The sequence below is a fragment of the Pseudomonas sp. GM24 genome (genome assembly GCF_000282235.1).
GTDB lineage: Bacteria > Pseudomonadota > Gammaproteobacteria > Pseudomonadales > Pseudomonadaceae > Aquipseudomonas.
This window is the reverse complement of sequence record NZ_AKJR01000099.1, coordinates 1-18,718: the sequence shown is the minus strand read 5'-3', so window position 1 is coordinate 18,718 and position 18,718 is coordinate 1. Positions and strand designations below refer to the sequence as shown.

Here is an 18,718-nt window from a genome sequence, read left to right as displayed (position 1 = left end):
TCGGGAGGGTTAGGGTGAGGGCCTCTAAGGAATTCACACAGATCTCAAGACGAGGCAAAAACCAAAGCCTCAGGCACATCGATATCCCACAGAACGCCTGGATCATCGACAGCAATCTCCACCACCCTGCCCTGCGTGAACAACGGCCTGGCCCCACGATCACCGCTCAACGCCTGCAACCCCGCGCCAAACGAACGCCCAAACCCCACAGGGTGACCAAACTCGCCATCCTGCACCGGCACACTCACCGCATCGTCAGCAATCGCCGCAACCACACGCTCAATACTCGACGGCAAGATAAACGGCATATCCCCCAGCACAATCAACCAGCCATCAGCATCCGGGCACGCGGCAATGCCAGCGACAATACTGTCCCCCATCCCGGTCGATTCGATCGAGACCACGTCACAACCATAAGCCTGCGCCATGCGCATCACCTGCGGCCGTGCCTCGGTCGTCACCAGCACGCGCTTGTCCAGACTGGCCGGCAGATTCACCAGCACCTGCTCGATCACCGAACGCACCGCACCATCCCGCCCGGTGCAGTCCGCCAGTAACTTGTCCTTGTCGGCACCCGCCACCTGGCGAAAGCGACTGCCCTCGCCCGCCGCCAGCACAATCACTGCAATGGATCGACTCATGTGCCCTCCAGGTTTTTTTTCTGCTTCAGTTCGACGCCGTTCTTGATTGCGACGATTTCCGCCAACAACGACAAGGCAATTTCCGCCGGCGAATGACTGCCGATGTGCAAGCCGATCGGCCCGTGCAGTCGATTGATCGCCTTTACCGACAAGCCTAGCTGAGCGAGATTCTCCCGACGTTTCTGACTGTTGACCCGCGAGCCGAGCGCGCCAACATAGAAGGCTGGCGAATCCAGCGCCGTCAGCAATGCCATGTCATCCAGACGCGGATCGTGAGTCAGCGCGACAATCGCCGTGCGCTCATCGGTCTGGATGCTCAGCACCGCGTCATCTGGCATGCCCGGGACGAAACGCCCGTGATGCTCCTCCCAACCGTAGACAAACTCGGTGCGCGGATCGCAGATCAATACCTCGAAATCCAGCAGTCGAGCCATGTCCGCGACGTAGCGGGACAACTGGCCGGCGCCGATCAACAGCAGACGCCAGCGCGGACCGTAAATGGCGCGCAGGGTTTTGCCATCGAATTCCAGCGCATCGCTTTTGCTCGCCGGTGACAGAAGCACTTCGCCGGTTTCGATGTTCAGTTCGCGAGCAACGATCTCGTGAGCCTCACAACGGGCCAGCAATTCGGCAACCCAGGCAGGGTCGCCGACGCGCTCTTCGGTCAGGCGCAACGTGCCGCCGCAAGGCAAGCCAAAGCGCGCCGCCTCTTCACGCGTGACGCCATAAGTAATCAACTGCACCGGCGGCCCATCGGTGGCGATCCGTCCATCGTGCAGGCGGGCGATCAAGTCATCCTCGACGCAGCCGCCCGACACCGAACCAATCACCACGCCATCCTCGCGCAAGGCGAGCATGGCGCCGGGCGCCCGGGGCGCAGTGCCCCAGGTCTGCACCACGCTGAACAGCACCACCCGCTGCCCGGCGCGGCGCCATTCGAGGACGCTGCGCAGGACATTGAGGTCGACGCTGTCCATTACGCCTCTGCCTTCTGCCAGCCCTGCAACTGATAACGCACCGGCAGATTGCGGATGCGCTTGCCGGTGGCGGCGAAGATCGCGTTGCACAGTGCCGGCGCAATCGGTGGCACGCCCGGTTCGCCAACGCCGCCCAACGGCACGTCGCCCGGCGGTGTCACCAGATGCACGGCGACTTCCTTCGGCGCCAGCGACATGCGCGCCACTTCGTACATGTGGAAGTTGTCCTGCTGCACCTTGCCGTCCTTGAAACTGATTTCGCCCAGCACCGCGTTGCCCAAGCCCATCACGCAAGCGCCTTCGAACTGCGAACGAATGCGCTCGGGGTTGATCTGCGGCCCGCAGTCCACGGCAATGTCAGCCTTGTGCACGATCAGCGTACCGTCGTCTTTTACTTCAACCTCAATCACCGCCGCCACATAGGTGACGAAGCTGTAATGCACCGCCAGACCCAGACCACGGCCCTTCGGCAGTTTGCGTCCCCAACCGGCTGCTTTCGCGGCGGTTTCCAGCACGGTGCGCATGCGCCCGGTATCGATTGGATAACGCTCGGGCGATTCGCCGTAGTTCCACTCTTCGCTCAAGGTGCGCGGGTCGATCTGGCGATCCGGGCCGAGCAGTTTGATCTGGTATTTGAGCGGATCTTCGCCGGCCTTGTGCGCCAGCTCATCGACGAAACTCTGGATCGCGAAACCATGGGGAATGTTCGACACCGAGCGATACCAGCCGACTCGCGTGTGCACGGTGGCTTCGGGGTTTTCCAGACGCACATTGGGAATCGCGTAGGCCATGTTGGTGAAGCCCATGCCCAGTTCGAATGCCGCTTCATGGTTCATGCCCGGCGCGAACAACGCAGTGATGCTCGGTGCCACGGTGCGATGCAGCCAACCGGACGGCATACCGTCCTTGGCCACGCCCGCCTTGAGGTACTCAGCAGACACAGTGTGGAAATACGAGTTGTGGATGTCATCTTCACGCGTCCACTGCACCCGCACGGCTTTACCGGGAAACTCTTTGGCGAGAATCGCTGCTTCAACGACGAAGTCCGGTTTCGACTTGCGGCCGAAACCGCCGCCAAGCAAGGTGACATTGAACGTGACGTTGTCGAACGGCAGCCCAAGACGCTCGGCGATGCGTTCGCGGGTGACTTGTGGCGCCTGACTCGGCGCCCACGCTTCGCAAACGCCATCCTTGTAACGGGCGATGGCGACCATGGGCTCCATCGGTGCCTGCGCCAAGTGCGGCAGGTAATACGAAGCTTCGAGCGTACTCGCGGCGCCGCTCAGGGCCTTGTCGATATCGCCGGTGTTGCGCACCACTTTGCCAGGCTTCAGCGACGCAGCTTCCAGTTCCTTGCGATAGGCGATCGAGTCATAACTGGCGTTCGGCCCATCGTCCCATTCGATTTTCAGCGCCTCGCGGCCCTTGATCGCTGCCCAGGTATTGCTGGCCACCACGGCCACACCGCCCAACGGTTGGAATTCCGAAGGCAACGGGCGACTTTCGATCTGCAGCACTTTGAGTACGCCAGGGACTTTCAGCGCGGCGCTGTCATCCAGCGATTTGACCTTGCCGCCGTACACCGCCGGACGGGCGATGGTCGCGTACAACATGCCATCGAAATGCACATCGGCGCCGTACACGGCACGACCGTTGACGATGTCGTCACCGTCGATGGCTTTGCTGCCTTCCTTGCCGATGTAGCGAAATTCCGACGGTTGCTTGAGGCGCAGACTGTCACGCGCCGGCACTGGCAACGCACTGGCGGCAGCGGCGAGTTCGCCATAGCCCAGTTCACGGCCGGACGGTTTATGGATGACTTTATGCAACTGCGCGTGGCATTCGCCGACCGGCACTTTCCACTGCGCAGCGGCAGCTTGCTCGAGCATGGTCCGCGCCGCCGCGCCACAACGACGCATCGGCTCGTACCAATGACGCATGCTGCGCGAACCGTCAGTGTCCTGGTTACCGAAACGCACTTCATCGCCCGGCGCCTGTTGCACTTTGACGTGCGCCCAGTCGGCTTCCAACTCGTCGGCAACGACCATGGTCAGACTGGTGCGCACGCCCTGGCCCATTTCCGAACGGTTGCAGACCACGGTGACGGTGCCGTCAGCGGCGATGCTGACGTAGACCTTCGGATCATCGATCCAGCCATTAGGCATGCCATCGGCGCCGAACTGTTTCGGTTTGTCCTCGGCCAACGCATCCTGCCAGCCCCAACTCGCCGCCAGCACCAGCGCACCGGTGGCGCCGACGCCTTTGAGAAAACCGCGACGACTGAGATTGCTCAGGGCGAAATCATTCGGAAGACGGCTCATGCCTTGGCCTCCTTCAAGTGAGTGGAGGCCTGACGAATAGCGGTTTTGATTCGGTTGTAGGTGCCGCAGCGACAAATATTGCCGACCATGGCTTCTTCGATCTGCTCGTCGCTCGGGTTCGGGTTGGTCTTGAGCAACGCGGTGGCCGACATGATTTGCCCGCCCTGACAGAAACCGCATTGGGCTACAGCGGTGTCGAGCCAGGCTTGCTGGACGACCTGACCCACCGGGTCGGCGTGCAGGTTATCGATGGTGGTGACGTTCTGTCCGACCACCGAGCCGATCGGCGTGATGCAACTGCGCGCGGGCAAGCCATCGATATGAATGGTGCACGCGCCACACAGGCCCATGCCGCAGCCAAATTTGGTGCCGTTGTAACCGGCGACATCACGAATCGCCCACAACAGCGGCATGTCTTCAGTGACATCGAGGGGAAGGTCTTGACCGTTGAGCTTCAGGGTAATCATGGGCACGCCCGCATATTTTTAGTGGTTATGGGGTCGAGCAATCTGCCGCCGGAAAATCAGCGGTGTGGTTCACGCAGATCGACTCAGGCTAATCAGGCTCTCTCGTGCCGACGGGAACGTCTGCACCGGGCCTTTGGTGGAGCAAATGACGGTTATCGTTAGCTCGCTAAGTTAACCCAGCGTTAACAAAAAAGCCCTGCACTTTTTTATCAGTGCAGGGCTTTGGATGGCGCTTTTGAAAGCGTAGCCTCAATAGCGGTTAGGCTCCATCTCCAGCTCGACATCGAAACGTTCGGCAATGTCTTTCTGGATGCGTTGCGCGAGGTCGAGCAGTTGCAAACCGGTTGCCGCGCCGTAGTTGACCAGCACCAGCGCCTGCAATTTATGCACGCCGGCATCGGCCTCACGGAAACCTTTCCAGCCGGCACGCTCGATCAGCCAACCCGCCGCCAGTTTCATCTGCCCGTCCGGTTGCGCGTAAGCCACCACGTCCGGGTGCTGCGTTTTGATTTGCGCGACGACGGCCGCCGACACCAGCGGATTCTTGAAGAAGCTGCCGGCATTGCCAAGCACCGCCGGGTCCGGCAGTTTTTCACTGCGGATGCTGCAGATGGCGCGACTGACGTCACTTGGCGTCGGCTGCTCGATACCCTGCTCGGTCAGGCGCTGACGCACCGGGCCGTATTCCAGATGCAGATGCGCGACGCGATCCAGTTTGAAGCGCACGCGCAGAATCAACCAACGCCCAGGCTGCTGCTTGAACAGGCTGTCGCGGTAGGCAAAGTTGCACTCTTCGAGGCTGAAGTCGCGCAGCTCGCCGGTCTGGCGATCCAGCGCGGTCAATCCGGCAAACACATCCTTGATCTCGACACCGTAGGCACCGATGTTCTGCATTGGCGCAGCGCCGACGGTGCCGGGAATCAGGCTGAGGTTTTCCAGTCCGGAAAAACCATGCGCCAGCGTGTATTGCACAAAGGGATGCCAAGGCTCGCCGGCTTCAGCTTCGATCACCACACGATTGCCGTCATCACTGACCACGCGGATCCCCCGCGTCGCCATGCGCAGCACCAGCGCCGGGATATCTGCGGTCAGCAGCAAGTTGCTGCCACCGCCGATCACCAGCATTGGCACGTCATGTGTTTTCGCATAAGCCAACGCCTCACGGACATCGGCGTCGCTGTGGGCCTCGGCGAACAGTTGCGCGCGAACATCCACGCCAAAACTGTTGAACGGTTTCAGGGAAACCTGCGGTTGCACCTGCAAACTCATAACCGGCCCTTCACTTCGATCAACAGTTGGTCACAAGCCGCTTCGATCAGATCCAGCACCTGCTCGAACCCTTGATCGCCGTCGTAATACGGATCCGGCACTTCATCGACCAGCCCGGCATAACGGCGCAGGAACAAATCCAGTTCAGCCTTGCCGGTGGATGGTTGCAAGGCTTTGAGGTTGCGCAGGTTGCTGTTATCCATGGCCAGAATCAGATCGTAACTGGCGAAGTCAGCACGGCTGACTTGCTGCGCGCGTTGCGCCGACAAGTCATAACCGCGCACTTTGGAGGCGGCCTGGCTGCGTTTGTCTGGCGGATTGCCGACGTGCCAGTCACCGGTGCCGGCGGAGGCCACTTCAACCTGATCCGCCAGCCCCGCTTCACGCAGTTTGTGGCGCAACACGCCTTCAGCGGTGGGCGAACGGCAAATATTGCCCAGGCACACAAACAGAACGCGCATCAGGCCTCCAGCAGGCGACGAACGCGCTCAAGGTCTTCAACGGTGTCGACTCCGGTCGGTGGCGCGATCAACGCGTCAGCAACATGAATGCGCACGCCGTGCCACAGGGCACGCAGTTGCTCGAGGGATTCAGTGTTTTCCAGCCAGCACGGCCCCCAGTTGACGAAATCCTGAAGGAAACCGGCGCGGTAGGCATAAATGCCGATGTGGCGACGATACGGCACGCCTTCCGGCAGTTGCTCGCGGCTCTTGGCAAACGCATCGCGTGCCCACGGCAAGGTCGCGCGGCTGAAGGTCAGCGCCAGACCGTTGATGTCACTGACGACCTTGACCACGTTCGGATTGAACAGGGTTTCCACGTCCTCGATCGGCTCGGCCAGCGTGGCCATGCGCGCTTCGGTGTGGGCGGCGAGGTTGGCGGCGACCTGATCGATCACGCTCGGTGGAATCAGCGGCTCGTCACCCTGCACGTTGACCACGATCGCGTCAGGCTCGAGGCCCAGTTTCGCCGCGACTTCGGCCAGACGGTCGGTGCCGGAATTATGGTCTTCACGGGTCAGCACCACTTCGGCGCCAAAGGCCTTGCAGGCCTCGACGATGCGCGCATCGTCAGTCGCAACCACCACGCGGCTGGCGCTGCTTTTGCTCGCCTGTTCCCAGACGTGCTGGATCATCGGCTTGCCGGCGATGTCCAGCAGCGGTTTGCCCGGCAGACGGGTCGAGGCGAAACGTGACGGGATGACAACGGTGAAGGCAGTGGTCATTTATCCAGACGCTCGTCGGTGGTCAGGGTACGGGCTTCGCTTTCGAGCATCACCGGGATGCCGTCGCGGATCGGGTATGCCAGACCGGCGCCCTTGCTGATCAACTCGGTCTTGTCGGCGCTGAGCTTGAGCGGGCCTTTGCAGATCGGGCACGCGAGGATATCGAGCAATTTGGTGTCCATGAACATTCCCTGAGTAAAGAGTTAAGGCAAAAGCCGATCGGGCAACAGGCGCATCAGCTGCGTGTCAAACCAGGCCACGAAGGCCGGCGACGGCACGGCATCGACCGCCAGATACCACCAGTCGGCTGTAGCGAAGGCACGGCACTTCACCGCGTCCTTTTCGGTCATCACCAACGGCAATGACGGTGTGAAATTCAAGGCCTGCACGCTGTATTCGGCGTGATCGGCAAACGCGTGGGGCACTGCGCGCCAGTCTAGCGCTTCGAGGGTATTGAAGAAACGTTGCGGATTGCCGATCCCGGCGACCGCGTGCACGGCCTGGCCGGACGGGAAATGATCGAGCGACTTGCGCTCGCCACTGCGCAGATTGACCAGCGCGGTGGGTTGCAGACGGAAAGCAAAACCGTCGTCTCGGTCTTCAGTGGCACCATTAAACAGCACGCCGTCGACGCTTTGCAGGCGCTCGATCGGCTCCCGCAACGGTCCGGCCGGCAGACAACGCTTGTTGCCCAGACCACGGGCGGCATCGATGAGCACCAGTTCCAGATCTCGCGCCAGGCGATAATGCTGCATGCCGTCATCCGACAGGATCAGATCCAGCGGTTCGCTGGCGAGCAAGGCTTTGACGGCGGCGCTGCGATTGGGGTCAATCATCAACGGTACGCCGGTGCGCTGGACGATCAGCAGCGGTTCGTCTCCGGCAATGTCGGCCGCTTGATCGGCCTCAACCCGCCACGGCAGCTGCGGCGGTTTGGCACCGTAACCACGGCTGACCACGCCGACGCGCAAGCCGCTGCGCCGACAGTGCTCGATCAGCCAGAGAATCATCGGTGTCTTGCCGGTGCCACCCACGGTGATGTTGCCGACGACGATTAACGGCACCGGTGGCTGATAGATCTCGCCCTCACCGTCGAGAAAGCGCTGGCGTTTTTTGACCACCACGCGGCGGTACAACAACTCCAACGGCCGCAGCAACGTCAGGGCCGGGTGCCCCTGATACCACGCGGCTAGCAAACGATCGGACAGACTCATCAGGATTTCGGCGCCGCCTCGACCGTGGTCATGCGCAGATGGCTGAAACCGAGCTTGCCGGCCGCGTCCATGGCGGTGATCACAGATTGATGCTGAGTCTTGCCATCGGCACTGATCGACAACGGCATGTTGGTGTCGCCGTTGGACTCTTTCTGCATGGCTTCCATCAGGGTCGCCAGATCATTTTTCGGCAAAATCTTGTTGTTCACCGAAAACACGCCCTCAGCGCTGATAGCCACATCAATCTGCTTGAGCTGCTGGTCTTCGGCCGGTGAGCCGCTGACCGCTTCCGGCAGGTCGACGCGCAACTGGGTTTCACGGGTAAACGTGGTGGTCACGACGAAAAACAGCAGCAGGATAAACACCACATCGATCAGCGATGCGAGGTTGATGTCGATGGTTTCCCGAGGCTTGCGACGGAATTTCACGCGCGGCCCTCGGCCAGATCGACGTCACGGTCGCCCTGCACCACTTCAACCAATTTGATCGCTTCCTGTTCCATGCCCACCACCAGTTCATCGATGCGGCGCTGCAGGAACCGGTGGAAGAACACTGCCGGAATACCGACCATCAAGCCCGCCGCCGTGGTGATCAGCGCTTTCGAGATACCGCCGGCCAATACCGAGGCATTGGTGGTCATACCTGAACCGGTGAAGGCACTGAAAATGTCGATCATGCCCAACACCGTGCCCAGCAGGCCCAGCAGCGGCGACATGGCGGCAATCGTGCCCAGCGCATTGACGTAGCGTTCGAGCTCGTGAATAACGCGGGCGGCGGCTTCTTCAATGCACTCTTTCATGATCTCGCGACCATGCTTGGAGTTGGCCAGACCGGCGGCGAGGATTTCTCCCAGCGGCGAATTGGCGCGCAATTCCTTGAGCTTTTCTTTATTGAGCTGCTTGTCCTTGATCCACACCCAGACCTGGCCCAGCAGATGCTCGGGGGTGACGCGACTGGCGCGCAGGGTCCACAGGCGTTCGGCGACGATCGCCATGGCCGCGATGGAGCTCAGAATGATCGGCAACATCATCCAGCCGCCGGATTTGACCAATTCCCACACAGTGACAGTCCCCTCGAAAAAGTGCGCCACTTTACCATACCGATTCACGATTAAGACCCGCCGCCCCGACGACCGTGATGCCCCATTCGCCCACGCCCCGATCAACGGGGCAGTGCGGGCGGATCACGCCAGAAACGCCGTTGCTGACGCATTGTGCGTGGCGCCTTGAAGGTACCCAGTTGCAGATGAATGGCGCCCTGCTCGGCGCTGTCGTAAATGTGCAGATTCAATTTGCGATAACGCGCCAGCACGGTCGGGTGCGGATGGCCGAAAGAGTTGCCATGGCCTCGCGAGATCAGCACGGACTCAGGCTGCAAGACTTTGAGCAGCGCCATGGACGATGAACTGCGGCTGCCATGGTGCGGCGATTGCAGCCATTGCGTCGGCACGGCCAGCGGACTGTCGAGCAGCAAGCGCTCGGCATGGCTGTCGATGTCGCCGGTCAGCAGCAAGCGCTCGCCATTGGCCTCGATCTGCATTACGCAGGAACGCTGATTGCTGTCGTGAGCGTCCGCCCACTGCCAGAGCTGAAAACGCACGCCGTCCCATTGCCATTGCTGGCCGCTTTCGCAGGCTTCGGCGCCCAATTGCGCGGGCAGTGCCGCCGGATCGCCGCTGAGCACATGAGCGACGGTCAAACCGCGCATGATCGCCAGAGCGCCACCCGCGTGATCGGCGTCCGCATGGCTAAGCAGCATCCGGTCAAGTTTCTCCACACTAAGCTTGCGCAATGCGGGCAGCACCACCCGCTCGCCGAGATCGAAATCGCCAAAGCGCGGCCCGGCGTCATACAGCAGCGTGTGATGACGGGTGCGGATCAGAATGGCCAGGCCTTGGCCGACATCGAGTTGCCAGACATCGGCCAGCCCTTCATCCAGACGCTCGCGGGGCGGCACGACCAGCAGCAATAGCAATGGCCAGCCCAGTGCACGCATCGGCACGCCGCGCGGCAACAGCAACAACACGGCACCGAGGCTGCCGAGCAACCAGACCCAACCCGGCACAGCGGCGGCTGTCCATGCCGGCCACTGCCCGGCGATCACGGCCAAAGTACGAAACAGCGCATCGATCAAACCGCCGGCCAGCCACAAAAGACCTTCACCGACATACGGCACCGGCAACATTAACGTGCCGAGCAGTGCTGGCGGCAATACAACCAGGCTGACCCAAGGCACTGCCAACAGGTTCGCCAGTGGTCCGCTAAGACTGATCGGCAGATTCAGTGCCAGCAACACCGGACACAGACCGATGGCAATCAACCACTGCGCCCGCGTCCAGGTTTGCCACCAACGCCACGTGCCCAGCCGACCGCCAAAGGTGAAGATCAACACGGCAACAGCGGTAAAGGACAGCCAGAAACCGGGGCGCAGACTGGCCAGGGGATCGAGCAAAAGCACCGCATTGAACGCCAGCAACAACGGCCACCATGCACCAAGATGACGAAAACGCAGGCGCCACAACAGCACCAGACCGACCATCACACAGGCGCGCTGTACCGGCACGTCGAATCCTGCGAGCAGGCCATAACCGAGCGCCGCCGCAAATGCCAGACCACAGGCCCACGGCAACCAGGGCCAGCGCAGCGGCCACAGGCCAAAACGGGCCAATCCGCTGACCAGCATGTACATCACTGCCGCCAGCAAGCCAATGTGCTGACCGGAAATCACCAGCAAGTGCACGGTGCCGGTGTCCTGCAGAATCTGCCAGTCCTCGCGACTGAGTCCCGAGCCATCGCCAAGCACCAGCGCCGCCAGTGCCCCGCCCCGTCCCTGTGCGTCTACCTCAAGCAAACGCTGACGAATACTGTCGCGCCAGGCCCAGCGTGCTTCGCTCAGGCGTTGGCCATCCTTGATCGTGCCGGTGGCGCCGATGCGTTGCGCCAGCAGCCATGCTTCGTAATCGAAAGCGTGCGGATTGAGCAATCCACCCGGACGCTTGAGCTTGACCGCTAATCGCCAACGCTCGCCACTGTTGACCGGCGGGCCGGCGTACCAGGCGAGTCGCATCAGCGCCGGCAGTTTTTCATGCCGTGAGTGTGCATCGGCCAATTCGAAGCGCACCACGCCGTCGCTGTTCTGCGGCAAACCGACGACCCGCCCTTCAACCCACCGGGTTTCGCCATCCAGCCCGATCGGCAAGCGATCATTCAGCGCCCACTGCGCACCGACGCTAGCCCACGTGAAGCCAAACAGCAAAAACGCCAAGGGGTAGCTGCGAAACGGCAGCAGCATCAAAGCCACGACCGGCAACAGCAGCATCAACCAGACCGGCGGTAGTGCCGGCATAAAAACCGGGGCCAGCAGACCGACTGCGAGCGCCATCATCCCTGTGCGCATAAGCCCGTCCTTGAGAGTCCCGCTTTTAGGCATAGCGGGTGTCGGGCACAAGCGTCGTCAACAATTGTCACAAAGTCTGAATGGGCGCTTCGTAGAATCCAGACATACTTGCCGCCTTAACCGACCGAGAAGCCTTATGCCCCGGCGCTTATTCAAACGTTACATGCCCGACCCGACGAGCATCAGGGAACACAAATCCTTACGCTTTCTCGGCAAGTTGCTGCATGACCCGAACCTCTGGCACCTCAATCGCCACTCGGTCGCCCGAGCGATGGCCGTCGGCCTGTTCGCCGCATTCCTGCCGATTCCGGCGCAGATGCTGGTGGCGGCTGCCCTCGCCGTCATGGTGCGAGGGAATATGCCGATTGCGGTCAGTCTGGTGTGGCTGACCAATCCGATCACCATGCCGGCCGTGTTTTTCTGCACTTATCAGGCCGGGGCGTTTTTGATGGACGTGCCCGCCCGGCATCTGCCGGATGAGCTGACCTGGGAATGGATCAGCGGCGAGTTGTCGACGCTGTGGCAGCCGTTTCTGCTCGGTTCGGTGGTGGTAGGGCTGGTGCTTGGCGCCCTCGCCTACTGTCTGGTGATGATGTATTGGCGCTGGTGGGTCGCGCGGCAATGGGCGCGGCGCAAGAAAAGCCGCATGCGCTGAATGCAAAACGGCCTCCGCAGTGGGAGGCCGTTCTGGTTTGTGGCGTCTGCATTCGCGAGCAGGCTCACTCCTACATTGGAATTCGTTCCCCTGTAGGAGTGAGCCTGCTCGCGATGGCCACGACTCGGTCTGGAGTCAGGTACGCATCCCGCGCCCACTCACCAGCAACCGCGCACAACCGAGATACAACACCACCGTCGCCACCAGCATAAAGGTGATCGCGATGCCGATGCGGATATCCGACACACCCAGAATGCCGTAACGGAAAGCGTTGACCATGTGCAGCACCGGGTTGGCCAGCGACACGGTCTGCCAGAACGGCGGCAGCAGCGTGATCGAGTAGAACACCCCACCCAGGTACGTCAGCGGCGTCAGCACAAAGGTCGGGATGATCGAAATATCATCGAAGTTGCGCGCAAACACTGCGTTGATGAAGCCCAGCAGCGAGAAGATCGTCGCCGTCAGTACCACCACGAGGATGGTCACGCCGAGGTGATGCACCTGCAAATGGGTGAAGAACAGCGACAGAATCGTCACGATCACACCCACCATCAAGCCACGCAACACGCCGCCAATGGTGAAGCCGATCAGAATCGTGTGCGGCGATACCGGCGACACCATCAGTTCCTCGATGGAACGCTGGAACTTGCTGCCGAAGAAACTCGAGACCACGTTGCCGTAAGAGTTGGTGATCACCGACATCATGATCAGCCCCGGCACGATGTACTCCATGTAAGTGAAGCCGCCCATGTCACCGATCTGGCGACCGATCAGATTGCCGAAGATCACGAAGTACAGAACCATGGTGATTGCCGGCGGCAGCAACGTCTGCGGCCAGATCCGCGTGAAGCGTTTGACCTCGCGGTAAACAATGGTCTGCAGGGCGACGAGGTTGGGACGGAACTCGGAACTCATACCGCCACCTTCGACAGATTTTTCTCGACCAGGGACACGAACAGCTCCTCGAGGCGATTGGTTTTGTTGCGCAGGCTCAGCACTTCGATGTTTTGTTGCGCCAACTGGGTGAACAACGCCGTGATGCCCATGGACTTGTCGACCTGGACTTCAAGGGTATGGCTGTCGAGCAATCGGGCGGGGTAGCCGAGCAATTGCGGCGCAGCGTTCAAGTCGTTTTTCAGGTCCAGCAGGAAGGTTTCCACGTGCAACTGGCCCAGCAATTGTTTCATGCTGGTGTTCTCGACGATGGTGCCGTGGTCGATGATGCCGATGTTGCGGCACAACTGCTCGGCCTCCTCCAGATAGTGCGTGGTGAGGATGATGGTGATGCCTTTCTGGTTCAGTTCGGTGAGGAACGTCCACATCGAACGGCGCAGCTCGATATCAACACCTGCGGTCGGTTCATCGAGGATCAGCAGACGCGGTTCGTGCACCAGTGCGCGGGCAATCATCAAGCGCCGCTTCATACCGCCCGACAGCGAACGCGACGGCACATCGCGCTTGTCCCACAGGCCCAACTGGGTCAGGTACTGCTCGGCGCGCTCCTTGGCGATCTTCGCCGGAATGCCGTAGTAACCGGCCTGGGTCACGACGATGTCGAAGGTCTTTTCAAACTGGTTGAAGTTGAATTCCTGGGGCACGACGCCGATCGAGCGCTTGAGCTGCGCAGGATTTTTGTCCAGGTCATGACCGAAGATATTCACCGTGCCGCTGGTCTTGTTCACCAGTGTCGAGAGAATGCCGATGGTCGTGGATTTGCCGGCACCGTTGGGGCCGAGCAAGGCGAAAAAGTCACCTTCGGCGACGTCCAGATCGATACCACTCAAGGCCTGGAACCCGTTGCCGTAGGTTTTGGTTAGCTGCCGGATGGACAGAGCGGAACTCATATCTGATTTACGCACCATTGAAGGGAAAAAGGAGACGGCGGCGAAGGATCGAACCGCAGCGCAAGTGCGCAATGGTGCTTGCCGCCGCCGTACAAGTACAGTCAAGTGTGTCGATAGTAGGTATTAAGTCAACGCGGTCATAACCGCTTTCTGGTAGGCCGAACGCTGCTTCAGGCGCTCGTACCAGGCTTGCAGATGGGGTTGCGGGGCGCGTTCGATGGGCATCTCGAACCAGGCATAAATGAAACTGCCCAGCGGGATATCGCCCATGCCGATGTCATTGCCGGAAAGATATGGCTGACTGGCCAAGGCACTGTCGGCCATGCCCAGCAACTCGTTGCATTCCTTGATCGCGGCGTTGATTGCCGTCCAGTCCTGCTTGTCCGCCGGCGTGCGCAGCACACCCCAGAACACCGTGCGGAAAGGACCGGCAAAACTCGAAGAGGTCCAGTCCATCCACTTGTCAGCGACGGCGCGCGCCTGCGGATCTGCCGAATACCAATGGCTGTCGGGCGCATGTCTGGCCAGCAGATAGCGGACGATGGCGTTGGACTCCCACAACACAAAACCGTCGTCCTCGATCACCGGTACCCGGCCGTTCGGGTTCATCGCCCGGTACTCGGGTGTGTCGACCACGCCGAATGCGCCGCCGGCATCAATCGCCTCGTAAGCCAGGCCAAGCTCTTCAGCAGCCCACAATGGCTTTCTGACATTCGATGAGTTTTTCCGTCCCCAGATCTTCAGCATGACTGCCTCTTTTCAAATGAGTGGGCAGGCAGCATACGCCGGATCAGGTACGGCTCAAATCACTCTGCATATCACCGAGCAGTTGCGGCTGCTGATCAGTGAACAGATGCGGATAGCACTTTTGCAGATGCTCGAAGAAGAACGTTTCCGGCACATCGGAAAATTGCCCGTGGTCGACCAGATACTCCATCAACTGCGCACCGTCACGGTTGAACGGATGGAAAACGCTGTCGTTGATGCCGTCGAACTCAAGCGGCGCGACATTGAACAACTCGCAGAGCTTCTGGTTGAACGCCGGTGTTGCCTTGATCCAGCGATCATTGAGAAAGAACTCGGTATAGCCGTGCATGGCGAACATATCGCTTTTCAGCAACTCGAGCAGACGCGGGGTCGACAGGTGATTTTTCACATCGGCCAGACCGATGCGCGCCGGGATCCCGCAATGCCGCGCGCAGCCCGCCAGCAGCGTGGCTTTGGGCACGCAATAACTCTCCCCCGTCGCCAGCGCATAACTGCCGCACAAGGTCTGCGGATCGCGGCTGAAGGTGTAGGGGTTGTAGCGCACCGCCTCACGCACGGCGTAATAAAGACTGATCGCCTGCTCGAGCGGATCGCGACTGATGCCCCGATGCAGTTCGGCGAACTCCACCACCGCCGGGTGGTCACTATCGATGAAGCGGCCGGGACTCAGATACTCGTGCATGACGACAATCTCCTGGGTGAGCCCCGAGTCTAGCGATACCTTCAGCACAGAGATAACGACGTTTCGGCCAAACTTGCACGCAAAGACGCGGGATCAGCGAACGATTTCCCACAGGTGTTGCCCACCGAACCTACGAACACCATCCGGGGTTTCCCACGATTTCAATCACCTTGGTCTGACCACCCGCTTTTACAGATGCCGTCTAAGCTCTGGAGGGTCGATTTGCCTTGGTTCACGGAGGACTGAATATGCTGTTGTTGTGGATACTGGTTTTGATCGTTGGCGTGGCGTATCTCGCCCACCGGCGTATTTCCCCTCTGCCTGCGTTGGGCATCGTTGCCGTCTACCTGCTGGCGATGGGCATTTTCAGTCATGCGCCGGGCTGGTTATTGGCGGTGTTGTGGATCTTGCTGGCGGTGGTCGCCGCACCGCTGCTGCTGCCTGACCTGCGCCGCAAACATTTCACTGCGCCGCTGTTCAGCTGGTTCCAGAAAACCCTGCCGCCGATGTCGCAGACCGAACGCGACGCGATCGACGCCGGCACCGTGTGGTGGGACGGCGAGCTGTTCAGCGGCCGCCCGGACTGGGACAAGCTGCTGGCCTATCCCAAGGCGCAATTGAGCGAAGAAGAACAGGCGTTCATCGACGGCCCGACCGAAGAGCTTTGCGCGATGGTCACTGACTGGCAGATCGGCCAGTCGATGGACCTGCCGGCCGAAGCCTGGACGCACATCAAGGAACACGGCTTTTTTGCCCTGATCATTCCGAAAGAATTCGGTGGCAAAGGCTTCTCTGCATACGCGCACTCGCAAGTGGCGATGAAACTGGCCACCCGCAGCGGTGACCTCGCCTCCACTGTCATGGTGCCGAACTCACTCGGCCCGGCCGAACTGCTGCTGCATTACGGCACCGACGAACAACGCAATCACTACCTGCCGCGTCTGGCCCGGGGCGATGACATTCCGTGCTTTGCCCTCACCGGCCCGCTCGCGGGTTCCGATGCCGGCGCGATGCCCGACACCGGGATCATCTGCAAAGGTCAGTGGGAAGGTCAGGACGTCATCGGCCTGCGCCTGAACTGGGAGAAACGCTACATCACCCTCGGCCCGGTCGCTACCCTCCTCGGCCTGGCCTTCAAGGCCTATGACCCGGAACATCTGCTGGGCGACAAGGAAGACCTCGGCATCAGCCTTGCGCTGATCCCGACCGATACCGCCGGCGTGGAAATCGGACGTCGTCACCTGCCGCTGGGCGCGGCATTCATGAACGGCCCGAACTCCGGCAAGGACGTGTTTATCCCGCTGGACTTCCTGATCGGCGGTCAGGAAATGCTCGGCAAGGGCTGGATGATGCTAATGAACTGCCTGTCGGTCGGCCGTTCGATCTCATTGCCAGCCGTCGGTACCGGCGCGGCCAAATTCACCAGTCTGGTCACGGGTCAGTACGCGCAGATTCGCGAGCAGTTCAACGTGCCGCTGTCGGCGTTCGAGGGCATTCAGGAGGCCATGGCGCGCATCGGCGGCAACGCGTGGATGATGGACGCGGCACGCATGCTCACCGCCAACGCGGTGGACCTGGGCGAAAAACCTTCGGTGCTGTCGGCGATCCTCAAGTACCACCTCACCGAACGCGGCCGCGAGTGCATCAGCCATGCGATGGATGTGCACGGCGGCAAGGCGATCATCATGGGGCCGAACAACTACCTCGGGCGCAGCTGGAACGGTGCGCCGATCTTCATCACCGTGGAGGGCGCAAACATCCTTTCGCGCAACCTGATGATCTTCGGTCAGGGCGCGATTCGCTGCCATCCGTTTGTACTGAAGGAGATGGCTCTGGCCGGCCGCGAAGACAAGGATCAGGCGTTGAAAGAGTTCGATGGCCTGCTGCTCAAACACATCGGGTTCGCCGTAAGCAACGCGGCCAGCACGCTGGTGCTGAACCTCGGTTTCGGCCACTTCGAACATGCGCCGGGCGACAAGATCAGTCAGGGTTACTTCCGCGCACTCAATCGCCAGGCAGCGGCATTTGCCATGCTCGCCGACTTCAGCATGATGCTGCTCGGCGGCGAACTGAAGCGTCGTGAGCGTCTGTCGGCACGTTTGGGTGATGTATTGAGCAACTTGTATCTGGCCTCGGCTGCGCTTAAGCGTTACCACGATCTGGATTCGCCGGCTTACATGGAACCGCTGTTCCGTTGGGCGATGGAAGAAAGCCTCGGCCAATCGGAACGGGCGCTGGATGAATTGCTGCGCAACTTCCCGAACAAAGTGTTCGGTTGTCTGTTGCGAGTCATCGTGTTTCCGTTCGGTCGTCGTCACAAAGGCCCGTCGGACAAACTCGGTGCCGAAGTGGCTGGGGTCATTGGTCGCGCCAAGGGCGATCCGGCGCTGGAAGAACTGCTTGCCGGTTGCTATCGCCCACAGTCGGCAGACGATGCCGTCGGCGCGCTGCAACACGCCAGCGATCTGCTGAATGCTGCGCAGCCGTTGCACAAAAAACTGCACACCTCGCTGAAAAGCGGTCAGGTCAAACCGGTCGCGGGTGAACACGCCATCGATGCCGCGCTTGAAGCTGGAGTATTGCAACCAGTGGAAGCGCAGAGTCTGCGCGATGCCGAAGCGGCGCGACGCAAGGTGATCGACGTCGATGATTTCGACAAAGAGGAGCTGGCGCTGGCAGAGGGCAAAGTCCGCTGATCCTGACAAGCATGTCCAACAGGGCGCAGGAGCTTTATACTCCCGCGCCCGTTTTGCTCTTGAGGACTTATCTCGTGTCCAACGTCGTTGCCGATCATCTTGTTTTGCTCGACCACCTGCGCAGTATCCTGGTCGCCGTAGGTGAGGCCGAACAGGTTCCCGAAGAAAGCCATGCCCTGTTCCTGGAGCGTTTCGACGAACTGCTGGCATCGCTGCCGATCGATCCGATCGAAAGCCAGTACCTGGGCCAGGACATCCTGACTCAAGTGATTACCCGTTACCCGCAAATCGCCCACCTGATCCCGCGCGATCTGCTGTGGTTCTTCGCTGGTGACTGCCTGCACTACCTGGCCGATGAAGAGATCGACATGTATCAGGCACTGGAAGAACGCCGTTACGAAGCCGAACAGAACGATGAACCGTTCGACTGGAACCAGGAAAAACAGCTGCTGGCGATGTCCGCTCAGGACAGCAAGCACTGATTTAACTGTTTGGTTGAAGGTCAAAAGATCGCCGCCTTCGGCAGCTCCTACAGTGGACTCACGCAATCCCCTGTAGGAGCT

Annotated in this window: 19 protein-coding genes; 3 read left to right on the top strand and 16 right to left on the bottom strand. The window is 60.7% G+C overall.

Features of this window, described 5'->3' with window-relative positions; genetic code table 11:
* Positions 1-44: 44 nt before the first annotated feature.
* The 12 genes from PMI23_RS13585 to PMI23_RS13530 all read right to left on the bottom strand — a co-directional run bounded on the left by PMI23_RS13585 (position 45) and on the right by PMI23_RS13530 (position 11,510).
* Complete coding sequence (locus PMI23_RS13585) at positions 45-641, bottom strand: nucleotidyltransferase family protein (RefSeq protein ID WP_007908236.1); 597 nt, start codon at positions 639-641, stop codon at positions 45-47.
* A complete protein-coding gene (locus tag PMI23_RS13580) occupies positions 638-1,618 on the bottom strand; it encodes an XdhC family protein (RefSeq protein ID WP_007908235.1) in 981 nt (326 codons plus the stop codon). The genes PMI23_RS13585 and PMI23_RS13580 overlap by 4 nt, the downstream gene beginning before the upstream one ends.
* Positions 1,618-3,939, bottom strand: a complete 2,322-nt coding sequence (locus PMI23_RS13575) for a xanthine dehydrogenase family protein molybdopterin-binding subunit (RefSeq protein ID WP_007908234.1) — start codon at positions 3,937-3,939, stop codon at positions 1,618-1,620. The genes PMI23_RS13580 and PMI23_RS13575 overlap by 1 nt, the downstream gene beginning before the upstream one ends.
* Positions 3,936-4,406 carry a (2Fe-2S)-binding protein gene (locus PMI23_RS13570; protein ID WP_007908233.1) on the bottom strand — a complete coding sequence of 157 codons (471 nt, stop codon included), beginning with the start codon at positions 4,404-4,406 and terminating at the stop codon, positions 3,936-3,938. The genes PMI23_RS13575 and PMI23_RS13570 overlap by 4 nt, the downstream gene beginning before the upstream one ends.
* 249 nt (positions 4,407-4,655) lie before the next feature.
* Positions 4,656-5,675, bottom strand: a complete 1,020-nt coding sequence (gene murB / locus PMI23_RS13565; RefSeq protein WP_007908231.1) for a UDP-N-acetylmuramate dehydrogenase — start codon at positions 5,673-5,675, stop codon at positions 4,656-4,658.
* On the bottom strand, positions 5,672-6,136 hold the full coding sequence (locus PMI23_RS13560; RefSeq protein ID WP_007908229.1) for a low molecular weight protein-tyrosine-phosphatase: 465 nt from the start codon (positions 6,134-6,136) through the stop codon (positions 5,672-5,674). The genes murB and PMI23_RS13560 overlap by 4 nt, the downstream gene beginning before the upstream one ends.
* Positions 6,136-6,900, bottom strand: coding sequence for a 3-deoxy-manno-octulosonate cytidylyltransferase (kdsB, locus tag PMI23_RS13555; protein ID WP_007908227.1), 765 nt, complete (start codon positions 6,898-6,900; stop codon positions 6,136-6,138). The genes PMI23_RS13560 and kdsB overlap by 1 nt, the downstream gene beginning before the upstream one ends.
* Positions 6,897-7,082, bottom strand: coding sequence for a Trm112 family protein (locus PMI23_RS13550; RefSeq protein WP_003174668.1), 186 nt, complete (start codon positions 7,080-7,082; stop codon positions 6,897-6,899). The genes kdsB and PMI23_RS13550 overlap by 4 nt, the downstream gene beginning before the upstream one ends.
* 21 nt (positions 7,083-7,103) lie before the next feature.
* Positions 7,104-8,114: a tetraacyldisaccharide 4'-kinase gene (gene lpxK / locus PMI23_RS13545; RefSeq protein ID WP_007908225.1), complete on the bottom strand. Its 1,011-nt coding sequence runs from the start codon at positions 8,112-8,114 to the stop codon at positions 7,104-7,106.
* A complete protein-coding gene (locus PMI23_RS13540) occupies positions 8,114-8,542 on the bottom strand; it encodes an ExbD/TolR family protein (RefSeq protein ID WP_007908223.1) in 429 nt (142 codons plus the stop codon). Before PMI23_RS13540 ends, lpxK begins: the two co-directional genes overlap by 1 nt.
* Entirely contained in the window at positions 8,539-9,174 is a 636-nt protein-coding gene (locus tag PMI23_RS13535; RefSeq protein ID WP_007908216.1) for a MotA/TolQ/ExbB proton channel family protein, read from the bottom strand. The genes PMI23_RS13540 and PMI23_RS13535 overlap by 4 nt, the downstream gene beginning before the upstream one ends.
* A gap of 101 nt (positions 9,175-9,275) precedes the next feature.
* On the bottom strand, positions 9,276-11,510 hold the full coding sequence (locus tag PMI23_RS13530; protein ID WP_007908205.1) for a DNA internalization-related competence protein ComEC/Rec2: 2,235 nt from the start codon (positions 11,508-11,510) through the stop codon (positions 9,276-9,278).
* Positions 11,511-11,646: 136 nt separating this feature from the next.
* Here PMI23_RS13530 and PMI23_RS13525 point away from each other — a divergent pair, with 136 nt between their 5' ends.
* Positions 11,647-12,165, top strand: coding sequence for a DUF2062 domain-containing protein (locus PMI23_RS13525; protein ID WP_007908202.1), 519 nt, complete (start codon positions 11,647-11,649; stop codon positions 12,163-12,165).
* A 135-nt stretch (positions 12,166-12,300) separates the two neighbouring features.
* Here the strand turns inward: PMI23_RS13525 and PMI23_RS13520 are convergent, their stop codons facing one another.
* From PMI23_RS13520 to PMI23_RS13505, 4 genes are all read right to left on the bottom strand, one after another.
* Positions 12,301-13,080 carry an ABC transporter permease gene (locus PMI23_RS13520; RefSeq protein WP_007908200.1) on the bottom strand — a complete coding sequence of 260 codons (780 nt, stop codon included), beginning with the start codon at positions 13,078-13,080 and terminating at the stop codon, positions 12,301-12,303.
* Positions 13,077-14,009: an ABC transporter ATP-binding protein gene (locus tag PMI23_RS13515; RefSeq protein WP_007949873.1), complete on the bottom strand. Its 933-nt coding sequence runs from the start codon at positions 14,007-14,009 to the stop codon at positions 13,077-13,079. Before PMI23_RS13515 ends, PMI23_RS13520 begins: the two co-directional genes overlap by 4 nt.
* A 123-nt stretch (positions 14,010-14,132) precedes the next feature.
* The gene (locus PMI23_RS13510) at positions 14,133-14,756 is read right to left on the bottom strand and encodes a glutathione S-transferase family protein (protein WP_007908195.1); all 624 of its coding nucleotides are present in this window, start codon (positions 14,754-14,756) and stop codon (positions 14,133-14,135) included.
* A 43-nt stretch (positions 14,757-14,799) separates the two neighbouring features.
* Positions 14,800-15,459: a transglutaminase-like domain-containing protein gene (locus PMI23_RS13505; RefSeq protein WP_007908193.1), complete on the bottom strand. Its 660-nt coding sequence runs from the start codon at positions 15,457-15,459 to the stop codon at positions 14,800-14,802.
* Between the two features lie 248 nt (positions 15,460-15,707).
* On the opposite strand from PMI23_RS13505, the gene PMI23_RS13500 reads away from it, so the two are divergent.
* Entirely contained in the window at positions 15,708-18,155 is a 2,448-nt protein-coding gene (locus tag PMI23_RS13500; RefSeq protein ID WP_007908191.1) for an acyl-CoA dehydrogenase, read from the top strand.
* Between the two features lie 74 nt (positions 18,156-18,229).
* Positions 18,230-18,637, top strand: a complete 408-nt coding sequence (locus PMI23_RS13495) for a PA2817 family protein (RefSeq protein WP_007908190.1) — start codon at positions 18,230-18,232, stop codon at positions 18,635-18,637.
* Positions 18,638-18,718: the final 81 nt, after the last annotated feature.

Excerpts from the sequence above, each read along its gene's own strand:
- PMI23_RS13585 (WP_007908236.1), bottom strand. The coding sequence starts at position 641 with ATGAGTCGATCCATTGCAGTGATTGTGCTGGCGGCGGGCGAGGGCAGT.
- PMI23_RS13580 (WP_007908235.1), bottom strand. The coding sequence starts at position 1,618 with ATGGACAGCGTCGACCTCAATGTCCTGCGCAGCGTCCTCGAATGGCGC.
- PMI23_RS13575 (WP_007908234.1), bottom strand. The coding sequence starts at position 3,939 with ATGAGCCGTCTTCCGAATGATTTCGCCCTGAGCAATCTCAGTCGTCGC.
- PMI23_RS13570 (WP_007908233.1), bottom strand. The coding sequence starts at position 4,406 with ATGATTACCCTGAAGCTCAACGGTCAAGACCTTCCCCTCGATGTCACT.
- murB (WP_007908231.1), bottom strand. The coding sequence starts at position 5,675 with ATGAGTTTGCAGGTGCAACCGCAGGTTTCCCTGAAACCGTTCAACAGT.
- PMI23_RS13560 (WP_007908229.1), bottom strand. The coding sequence starts at position 6,136 with ATGCGCGTTCTGTTTGTGTGCCTGGGCAATATTTGCCGTTCGCCCACC.
- kdsB (WP_007908227.1), bottom strand. The coding sequence starts at position 6,900 with ATGACCACTGCCTTCACCGTTGTCATCCCGTCACGTTTCGCCTCGACC.
- PMI23_RS13550 (WP_003174668.1), bottom strand. The coding sequence starts at position 7,082 with ATGGACACCAAATTGCTCGATATCCTCGCGTGCCCGATCTGCAAAGGC.
- lpxK (WP_007908225.1), bottom strand. The coding sequence starts at position 8,114 with ATGAGTCTGTCCGATCGTTTGCTAGCCGCGTGGTATCAGGGGCACCCG.
- PMI23_RS13530 (WP_007908205.1), bottom strand. The coding sequence starts at position 11,510 with ATGCGCACAGGGATGATGGCGCTCGCAGTCGGTCTGCTGGCCCCGGTT.
- PMI23_RS13525 (WP_007908202.1), top strand. The coding sequence starts at position 11,647 with ATGCCCCGGCGCTTATTCAAACGTTACATGCCCGACCCGACGAGCATC.
- PMI23_RS13520 (WP_007908200.1), bottom strand. The coding sequence starts at position 13,080 with ATGAGTTCCGAGTTCCGTCCCAACCTCGTCGCCCTGCAGACCATTGTT.
- PMI23_RS13515 (WP_007949873.1), bottom strand. The coding sequence starts at position 14,009 with ATGAGTTCCGCTCTGTCCATCCGGCAGCTAACCAAAACCTACGGCAAC.
- PMI23_RS13510 (WP_007908195.1), bottom strand. The coding sequence starts at position 14,756 with ATGCTGAAGATCTGGGGACGGAAAAACTCATCGAATGTCAGAAAGCCA.
- PMI23_RS13505 (WP_007908193.1), bottom strand. The coding sequence starts at position 15,459 with ATGCACGAGTATCTGAGTCCCGGCCGCTTCATCGATAGTGACCACCCG.
- PMI23_RS13500 (WP_007908191.1), top strand. The coding sequence starts at position 15,708 with ATGCTGTTGTTGTGGATACTGGTTTTGATCGTTGGCGTGGCGTATCTC.